This window comes from Microbacterium sp. p3-SID336 (genome assembly GCF_025143365.1).
Taxonomy (GTDB): domain Bacteria; phylum Actinomycetota; class Actinomycetes; order Actinomycetales; family Microbacteriaceae; genus Microbacterium.
The window spans coordinates 1-8,408 of record NZ_JALXPE010000093.1 but is presented as its reverse complement, the minus strand read 5'-3'; the positions used below and the strand labels follow the sequence as shown (position 1 = coordinate 8,408).

At 68.3% G+C, this 8,408-nt stretch carries 7 protein-coding genes; 4 read left to right on the top strand and 3 right to left on the bottom strand.

What is annotated here, in order from left to right; all coding sequences use genetic code 11:
* On the bottom strand, positions 1-1,483 hold a 1,483-nt coding region (gene guaB / locus M3C17_RS18285; RefSeq protein ID WP_259979480.1), incomplete at its 3' end, for an IMP dehydrogenase.
* Between the two features lie 316 nt (positions 1,484-1,799).
* Here guaB and M3C17_RS18280 point away from each other — a divergent pair.
* Genes M3C17_RS18280 through M3C17_RS18265 form a run of 4 tightly spaced genes read left to right on the top strand, consistent with a single transcriptional unit; the run spans position 1,800 to position 5,816 of the window.
* The gene (locus tag M3C17_RS18280) at positions 1,800-3,086 is read left to right on the top strand and encodes a branched-chain amino acid ABC transporter permease (protein ID WP_259979479.1); all 1,287 of its coding nucleotides are present in this window, start codon (positions 1,800-1,802) and stop codon (positions 3,084-3,086) included.
* Positions 3,087-3,089: 3 nt separating this feature from the next.
* Complete coding sequence (locus tag M3C17_RS18275) at positions 3,090-4,067, top strand: branched-chain amino acid ABC transporter permease (protein WP_259979478.1); 978 nt, start codon at positions 3,090-3,092, stop codon at positions 4,065-4,067.
* Positions 4,057-5,052 carry an ABC transporter ATP-binding protein gene (locus M3C17_RS18270; protein WP_396820500.1) on the top strand — a complete coding sequence of 332 codons (996 nt, stop codon included), beginning with the start codon at positions 4,057-4,059 and terminating at the stop codon, positions 5,050-5,052. Before M3C17_RS18275 ends, M3C17_RS18270 begins: the two co-directional genes overlap by 11 nt.
* Complete coding sequence (locus tag M3C17_RS18265) at positions 5,049-5,816, top strand: ABC transporter ATP-binding protein (protein ID WP_259979477.1); 768 nt, start codon at positions 5,049-5,051, stop codon at positions 5,814-5,816. The genes M3C17_RS18270 and M3C17_RS18265 overlap by 4 nt, the downstream gene beginning before the upstream one ends.
* 217 nt (positions 5,817-6,033) lie before the next feature.
* Here the strand turns inward: M3C17_RS18265 and M3C17_RS18260 are convergent, their stop codons facing one another.
* Together M3C17_RS18260 and rarD are read right to left on the bottom strand one after the other, a co-directional pair.
* Complete coding sequence (locus M3C17_RS18260; RefSeq protein WP_259979476.1) at positions 6,034-7,290, bottom strand: ABC transporter substrate-binding protein; 1,257 nt, start codon at positions 7,288-7,290, stop codon at positions 6,034-6,036.
* Between the two features lie 145 nt (positions 7,291-7,435).
* Complete coding sequence (rarD, locus tag M3C17_RS18255; protein ID WP_259979475.1) at positions 7,436-8,365, bottom strand: EamA family transporter RarD; 930 nt, start codon at positions 8,363-8,365, stop codon at positions 7,436-7,438.
* Positions 8,366-8,408 lie beyond the last annotated feature (43 nt).

Below are 8,408 nucleotides of genomic sequence, written 5' to 3'. Positions count from 1 at the left end.
CCTCGACGACGATCTGCACGTCGTGCGGGTGGGACTCCTTGAGCCCGGCCGAGGTGATGCGCACGAACTTGCCGCGCTGCTTGAGCTCCTCGATCGTGCGCGCGCCGACGTAGAACATCGACTGACGCAGGCCGCCCACGAGCTGGTAGGCGACGGCCGAGAGCGGGCCGCGGTAGGGCACCTGGCCCTCGATGCCCTCGGGGATGAGTTTGTCGTCGCTGGGCACGTCGGCCTGGAAGTAGCGGTCCTTCGAGTACGACGTCTGCTTGCCCCGCGTCTGCATGGCACCGAGCGACCCCATGCCGCGGTACTGCTTGAACTGCTTGCCGGACTGGAACACGATCTCGCCCGGCGACTCGTCCGTGCCTGCGAGCAGCGAGCCGAGCATGACGGCGTCGGCACCGGCGACGAGGGCCTTCGCGATGTCGCCCGAATACTGCAGGCCGCCGTCGGCGATCACGGGGATCCCGGCCGGCCGCGCAGCGAGCGACGCCTCGTACACCGCGGTGACCTGGGGCACGCCGACACCGGCCACGACGCGGGTGGTGCAGATCGATCCGGGCCCGACGCCCACCTTGACCGCGTCGACACCGGCGTCGACGAGCGCCTGCGCGCCCTCGCGGGTGGCGACGTTGCCGCCGATCACGTCGATGTGCGCGAAGGACTCGTCGGCCTTGATGCGCTTGACCAGATCGATCACGCCCTGCGACTGGCCGTTGGCGGTGTCGACCACGAGCACGTCGACGCCCGCGTCGCGCAGTGCCTCGGCGCGCTCCCACGCGTCGCCGAAGAAGCCGATCGCCGCGCCCACGCGCAGCCGGCCCTGGTCGTCCTTGGTGGCGAGCGGATACTTCTCGCTCTTGTCGAAGTCCTTGATGGTGATGAGACCGGCGAGCTTTCCGTCCTCGTCGATCAGCGGCAGCTTCTCGACCCGGTGCTTCGCGAACAGGGCGATGACCTCACCCGCCGCCACGCCGACCGGCGCGGTGACGAGGTTCTCGCTGGTCATGACGTCCTTCACGAACGTGGTCTGCCGCTCGAAGCCGGAGACGAAACGCATGTCGCGGTTCGTGATGATGCCCACCAGACGGCCCTCGGCGTCGACCACGGGGAGGCCCGAGATGCGGTACCTCGCGCACAGCGCGTCGACCTCCTCGACCGTGGCGTCGGCGGTCGTGGTGATGGGATCGGTGATCATGCCGGACTCGCTGCGCTTGACGCGGTCGACGTGCGCGGCCTGATCCGCGATCGACAGGTTGCGGTGCAGGATGCCGATGCCGCCCTCGCGCGCCATGGCGATGGCCATGCGCGACTCGGTCACGGTGTCCATGGCGCTGGACAGCAGGGGCGTCGCGACGGAGATGCGACGCGTGATCCGCGACGACGTATCGGCCTCGCTCGGGATGACGTCCGTGTGCCCTGGCAGGAGCAGGACGTCGTCGTAGGTGAGCCCGACGAAGCCGAAGGGATCGTGCTGGTCCATGGAATCTCCTCCTGCGCGAGTGGCGCGAATCCGAGTACGTGGGGGTGGTCGACGTCGGCCGTGCGGGAGCGTGACCCGTATGGAGATTCTAAGCGAGACACGCCCGAGAACATTCCCAGCAGCCCGTCGTTACAGGACCGTTGGCCGTCGAGGTAGGTGAATCGCTGATCGCCCATTACGCTCAAGTGCGTCGTCCATCCCCGCGGATCACACCCGAGCCCGCGGAGACAGCACTCAAAGTGGAGGTTGCGTGGGACCCACAACAATCGCCGGACCGCGAAAGCGCCCTAGGGCCTTCGTCTTCCTCGGAATCCTCATGGCGCTCGCAGCCTCCCTGCTGCTGCCTCCCTCAGCGGCATCCGCCGACACGACGGACGACGGCCAGGAGGTCACCGACTTCTACTTCGCCGGCGTGGTCACCAACGCCGACGAGCCCGTCGAGGGCGTGGTGATGACCATCGAGGGCAACGGCTTCGACGCCGAGACGAAGACGGACGCCGAGGGCAAGTGGCGGCTGTACGTGCCGGAGAAGGAGACGTACACGCTCACGGTCGACGAGTCGACGCTCCCTGACGGGGTGATCGTCGACGCCACGCAGCTGCCGGAGGGCATCCAGCCGGTGTCGGGCACGACCGCCTCGTTCGAGCTCGAGTTCGGCCTCACCGGCACCAAGATCGTCAACCTCTTCCTCGGCGCGGGCGAGCGGGTCACCGTGTCGTTCCTCGACCAGCTGCTGTCGCGCATCGTCGGCGGCCTCAACTTCGGGCTGCTGCTGGGCCTCGCCTCCATGGGCGCTGCGCTCATCTACGGCACCACGCGCCTGTCGAACTTCGCGCACGGCGAGATGGTGACCTGGGGCGCCGTGATCACCCTGGTGTTCACCACCTTCTGGCAGCTGCCGCTGTGGGCCGGCATCATCGCGGCGGTGATCGGCGGCGCGGCACTCGGCTGGGCGCTCGACGCCGGGATCTGGAAGCCGCTGCGTCGACGGGGCCTCGGGGTCGTGCAGCTCATGATCGTGAGCATCGGCCTCTCGCTCGCGCTGCGCTACACGCTGCAGTACATCATCGGCGGCAATACGTACCAGCTCCCCGGCGCCAGCCCCGAGCCCATCCGCCTCGGCCCGATCTCCCTGTCGTACATCGACATGATCGGCATGGCCACCAGCATCATCGTGATCCTCGGCGTCGCGTTCTTCCTCACCCGCACGCGTACCGGCAAGGCGACCAGGGCCATCTCGGACAACCCGCAGCTCGCCGCGGCCTCCGGCATCGACGTCGACAAGGTCATCAGGACGGTGTGGATCCTGGCGGGCATGCTCGCGGCGATCTCCGGCATCCTGTGGGCGTACTTCCGCCCCGGCGTGAAGTGGGACATGGGCATGCAGATGCTGCTGCTGATGTTCTGCGCCATCACGCTCGGCGGCCTCGGCTCCGCCATCGGCGCCCTGATCGGCTCGATCATCGTCGGGCTCGCGGTGGAGGTGTCGACGCTCCTGGGCGTGCCCTCCGACCTCAAGTACGCCAGCGCCCTGGTCGCGCTGATCATCATCCTGCTCGTGCGACCGCAGGGCATCCTCGGACGCAAGGAAAGGCTGGGCTGACACATGGACTTCGGAAGCATCTTCGGCAACACCGCCTCCTATCTGTTCAGCCCGACCACGATCGCCTACGCCCTGGCGGCCACCGGCCTGGCCGTGCACTTCGGCTACACCGGCCTGCTGAACTTTGGCATGGCGGCCTTCATGGCCATCGGCGGGTACGGCTACGCGATCTCGATCCTGACGTTCGGGTTCCCCTGGTGGGCCGGCGTCCTGGTCGGTGTGCTGGGCGGAGCGCTGTTCGCGCTGCTGCTCGGCATCCCCACGCTGCGTCTCCGCGCCGACTACCTCGCCATCGCGACCATCGCGGCGGCCGAGGTGGTGCGGCTCATGTTCGTGACCGAGCTGTTCAAGGACTGGACCAACTCCGCGGGCGGACTCTCCGGCTACCACCAGAGCTTCCGCGACGCGAACCCCTTCCCGACCGGCACCTACGGTTTCGGCCCGTGGACCTACAACGCGAACGACCTGTGGGTGCGCGTGGTGGGCCTGCTCGCTCTGGCGCTGGCCGTGCTGGTCGTGTGGGCGCTCATGCGCAGCCCGTGGGGCCGCGTGCTCAAGGGCATCCGGGAAGACGAGGACGCCGTGCGCTCGCTCGGCAAGAACGTCTTCGCGTACAAGATGCAGGCGCTCGTGGTCGGCGGCGTGATCGGCGCCCTCGGCGGCATCGTGTTCATCCTGCCGTCGGCGGTGATCCCCGGCAGTTACTCCACCTCGCTGACGTTCTTCCTGTGGACGATCCTGCTCCTGGGTGGAGCGGCGACCGTGCTCGGCCCGACGCTGGGTGCCGTGCTGTTCTGGATCGTGTTCGCCTTCCTCGGCGCCCTGCTGCCGGCCATGGCGAACGCCGGCTACCTGCCGATGTCGGGCGCCCAGGCCGACGTGGTCCGCTACATCCTCATCGGCATCGTGCTGATGCTGATCGTGATCTTCCGCCCGCAGGGCATCCTCGGAAACAAGAGGGAGATGACCTTTGTCAAGTGAGAACGACGCGGCGGTCACGCCCGCGAAGAGCACGCCCCGCGTCAAGACGACGGGGCTCACCGCCGGGCCTGCGGCCCCAGGGGTGAAGAAGGTCGATCCGATCCTCGTCGTGGACGCCGTGCAGCGGCGCTTCGGCGGCCTGACCGCGGTCGACGTCGACCACCTGGAGATCCCGCGCGGAGCCATCACGGCGCTGATCGGGCCCAACGGGGCCGGCAAGACCACCCTGTTCAACCTGCTGTGCGGCTTCGACCGGCCGAACAGCGGCACCTGGTCGTTCGACGGGAAGAACCTCTCCGGCATCCCCTCGTTCAAGGTCGCGCGGATGGGCCAGGTGCGCACGTTCCAGCTCACCAAGTCGCTGTCTCTGCTGACCGTGCTCGAGAACATGAAGCTCGGTGCGAAGGATCAGCGCGGCGAGGGCTTCTGGGCGGGTCTGTTCCCCTTCCTCTGGCGCAAGCAGGATCTGGAGATCGAGCAGCGAGCCCGTGAGCTGCTGAAGCGGTTCAAGCTCGACGCCAAGGAGCAGGACTTCGCCGCATCGCTCTCGGGCGGACAGCGCAAGCTGCTGGAGATGGCGCGCGCGCTCATGAGCAGCCCGACCCTGGTGATGCTCGACGAGCCGATGGCCGGGGTGAACCCCGCGCTCACCCAGTCGCTCCTCGACCACATCCTCGACCTCAAGGACGAGGGCATGACGGTGCTGTTCGTGGAGCACGACATGCACATGGTGCGGCACATCGCCGACTGGGTGGTCGTGATGGCCGAGGGCCGTGTGGTGGCCGAAGGCCCGCCCGACACCGTGATGGAGGACCCGGCGGTGGTGGACGCCTACCTCGGCGCCCACCAGGACGTGGATCTGGGCGCTGTCACCGGCCGACTCCCGGTGATCTCGGAAGCCGACGCGGAACGGTTCCGCGAGCAGCTCGAGACCGAGGTCGAAGCAGAGGTCGAAGCCGAGGACGCCGAGGAGGACAAGGCATGAGCACCGCATCCCCCGCCGAGAGCACCGCACCGACCGGCGACGTCGTCGTCGAGCTGAAGAACGTGCACGCCGGCTACCTGCCGGGCGTGAACATCCTCAACGGCGCGAACCTGATCGCCCGGAAGGGCGAGCTGATCGGCATCATCGGCCCGAACGGCGCCGGCAAGTCGACCCTGCTGAAGGCGATCTTCGGCATGGTGAACGTGCGAGACGGCGACATCACCGTGAACGGCGAGAGCATCGTGGGCCTCAAGGCCGACAAGCTCGTGCGCCGCGGTGTCGCATTCGTGCCGCAGACGAACAACGTGTTCCCGTCGCTCACCATCCAGGAGAACCTGGAGATGGGGCTCTACCAGAACCCCAAGATCTTCGCGGAGCGGCTGGAGTTCGTCACCGGCATCTTCGCGGAGCTCGGCAAGCGGCTCAAGCAGCGCGCCGGGTCGCTCTCCGGCGGTGAGCGGCAGATGGTCGCGATGTCGCGGGCGCTCATGATGGATCCGTCGGTGCTGCTGCTCGACGAGCCGTCGGCCGGCCTCTCCCCCGTGCGTCAGGACGACGCGTTCATCCGCGTCTCCGACATCAACAAGGCGGGCGTGACGACGATCATGGTCGAGCAGAACGCGCGCCGCTGCCTGCAGATCTGCGACCGCGGCTACGTGCTCGACCAGGGTCGCGACGCCTACGAGGGCACCGGTCGCGAGCTGCTGAACGACCCGAAGGTCATCGGCCTGTACCTGGGCACGCTCGGCACCGACGCCGCCTGATCCCGTCCGGTCGCAGAGGGCCCGGCATCCATGGACGCCGGGCCCTCTCGCATGCCCCGCGCCGCGGCGCGGGAGCGCGCTCTCCGGTGGACGGTCCGCCGCCCGCGCGCTGCCGTGTCGCCGTCGCCTCGCGCCTGCGTGCAGCGCGTCGGCGACGTCGGCTGCCGCGCGGCATGACGAAGGCCCCGAGCCGGAGCCCGGGGCCTTCACGTGCGTCTTACTTGAGGCGCGTGGTGGTGTTGTCCGCCCCGAACTCGTAGACGCCGATCGCGGCGCCCTTCGGGTCGTTGTTCTCGTCGAACGTGATCTCACCGGAGAGACCGTCGTAGTCCGGCGTGCCCCCGTCGTTGATGATCGCGGCGCACTCGGCGAAGTCCTTGCACTTCTCGCCGTCGCCCTCGCCGCCGGAGACCGTGATCATCTGCTCGGCGATGTCCGCCCCCTCGACCGAACCGGCCTGCAGGGCTGCCAGGGCGATCAGGATGACCGCGTCGTACGCCTCGGCCGAGTAGGTGACGGCGTCGATCGGGTCGTTGCCCTCGGCGGTCCAGACCTCGTTCAGCTGGTCGAGGAAGTCCTGCGGCAGCTCGGCGCCGGCGCGCGTGCCCTTCGAGCCCTCGAGGCTGACCGGGATGTCCGAACCCCAGTCCTTCAGGTTGCCGTCGACGAGGTACAGCGAGCCCGTGTCGATGCCGGCGTTGCCGAGCAGCGGCGCGATCGTGGCGAACTGGTCGTAGGACACGACGGCGACGGCGTCGGGCTTGGCCGCGGCGATCTCCGACACCTGGGCGTTGAACTGGCCGTCGCCCTGGTTGTACGACGCATCGGCGACGACCTGGCCGCCGGTGCCCTCGAAGGTGGCCTTGATGGCCTCGAACAGCCCCGTGCCGTACGGGTCGTTCTGGTAGATGATGCCGAGCGTCTTGTGCCCGTCCTCCGCGATCTGGTTGCCGAGCACCTCGCCCTGCAGGTTGTCGCTGGGAGCCGTGCGGAAGTACAGCGGGTTGATGCCCGTGAAGTCCGGCGAGGTGTTCGACGGCGACACCGTGAGGATGCCGGCGCCCGCATTGCCGTCGAGGATCAGCTTGGTCACGCTCGACGAGGCGGCACCGATCATCGCGGTGATGCCCTCGTTCTGCAGGTTCGTGATCGAGGTCTCGTACGCCTTGTTGTCGAGGTCACCCTCGTCGGCCGTGGTGAGGTCGATGGTGACGCCGGCGTCGGCCTCGTTGATCTGCTGCACGGCGAGCTGGACACCGGCCTCCATGGGGGCGCCGAGGAACGCGAGCGATCCGGTGGCGGGCAGCAGCGAACCGAGCTTGAGCGTGAGGTCGGCGGCGGGCTTGTCGCCACCGCCCTCCGACGGCTCCGCGTTCGGCGTGCTGCTGCAGCCGGCGATGACGATGGCGGATGCGCTGATCAGCGCGATCCCGGCGAAGACCTTCGCAGTGCGCGAACCCTTCAGTGCGTTCATGATGCTCCCTTGCGTAACTGAACGTGGATTTGTGACCACAGTCGGGTGCTCTAACACTAGGGCGAGATATCGGCGTGCAGGAGATGCAAGTGTCTCGGTGCGTTAACGATCCGACACCGGGTTTCGGGGCGGCGGAGCCCCGGGATCACACCGGTTCCGTGCGCACGATGCGACGACCGCGTCGCCCGGCGAGCAGCAGGTCGATCACGAACACCGCGATCGCGACCCACACCAGCAGGAAACCGATCCATCGCTCGGTCGGCATCGGCTCGTGCAGCACCGCCACACCGATCACGAACTGCAGGATCGGCGTGAGGAACTGCAGCATGCCGATGACGGTGAGGTTCACGCGGCGCGTGCCCGCCGCGAACAGCAGCAGCGGCACGGCCGTGGCCACGCCGGCGAACGCCAGCAGCACCGTGTGCCCCCAGCCGTTCGCCCCCAGGGTGATCCCCGGTGGGGTGACCGCCACGATCACGAGCTGCACCACGGCGATCGGGACGAGCCAGAACGACTCCAGCGTGAGGCCGCTCACCGCGTCGACAGCAGGACCGATCTTCTTCTTGATGAGGCCGTACACCCCGAACGACGCGGTGAGCGACAGCGCGATCCAGGGGAAGGAGCGGTAGGCGACGACGATCACCACGACCGCGAGGCCGGCGATGGCGATGGCCGCCCACTGCAGGCGGCGGATGCGCTCGCCCAGCACGAAGACCCCGAGCAGCACGGTGGTGATCGGGTTGATGAAGTAGCCCAGGGACGTCTCGACCACGTTGCCGCTGAGCGTGCCGATGACGAAGACCTGCCAGTTGACGTAGATGAGGAGCCCGGCCAGCGCCGTCCATCCGAGCAGCCGCGGCTGACGGACGATGGCGAGGAACGCCGGCCACCCGCGGAGCACCGTCAGCAGCACCGCGCAGAAGACGAGCGACAGGATCACCCGCCACGCGACCATCTCCCACGGCCCGGTCGGCTGCAGGAGCAGGAAGTACAGCGGCAGCACGCCCCAGAGCAGATAGGCGGCTCCGGCGTAGGCGACACCGGCCGTCCGGGTGGCGCGGGTGTCGGGGGTCACTGCACAACCCTATTCCCGCACGGGAGCCGTCGGCGCCACCGCG

Coding starts and splice junctions, on each gene's coding strand:
- M3C17_RS18280 (WP_259979479.1), top strand. CDS start 1,800: ATGGCGCTCGCAGCCTCCCTGCTGCTGCCTCCCTCAGCGGCATCCGCC.
- M3C17_RS18275 (WP_259979478.1), top strand. CDS start 3,090: ATGGACTTCGGAAGCATCTTCGGCAACACCGCCTCCTATCTGTTCAGC.
- M3C17_RS18265 (WP_259979477.1), top strand. CDS start 5,049: ATGAGCACCGCATCCCCCGCCGAGAGCACCGCACCGACCGGCGACGTC.
- M3C17_RS18260 (WP_259979476.1), bottom strand. CDS start 7,290: ATGAACGCACTGAAGGGTTCGCGCACTGCGAAGGTCTTCGCCGGGATC.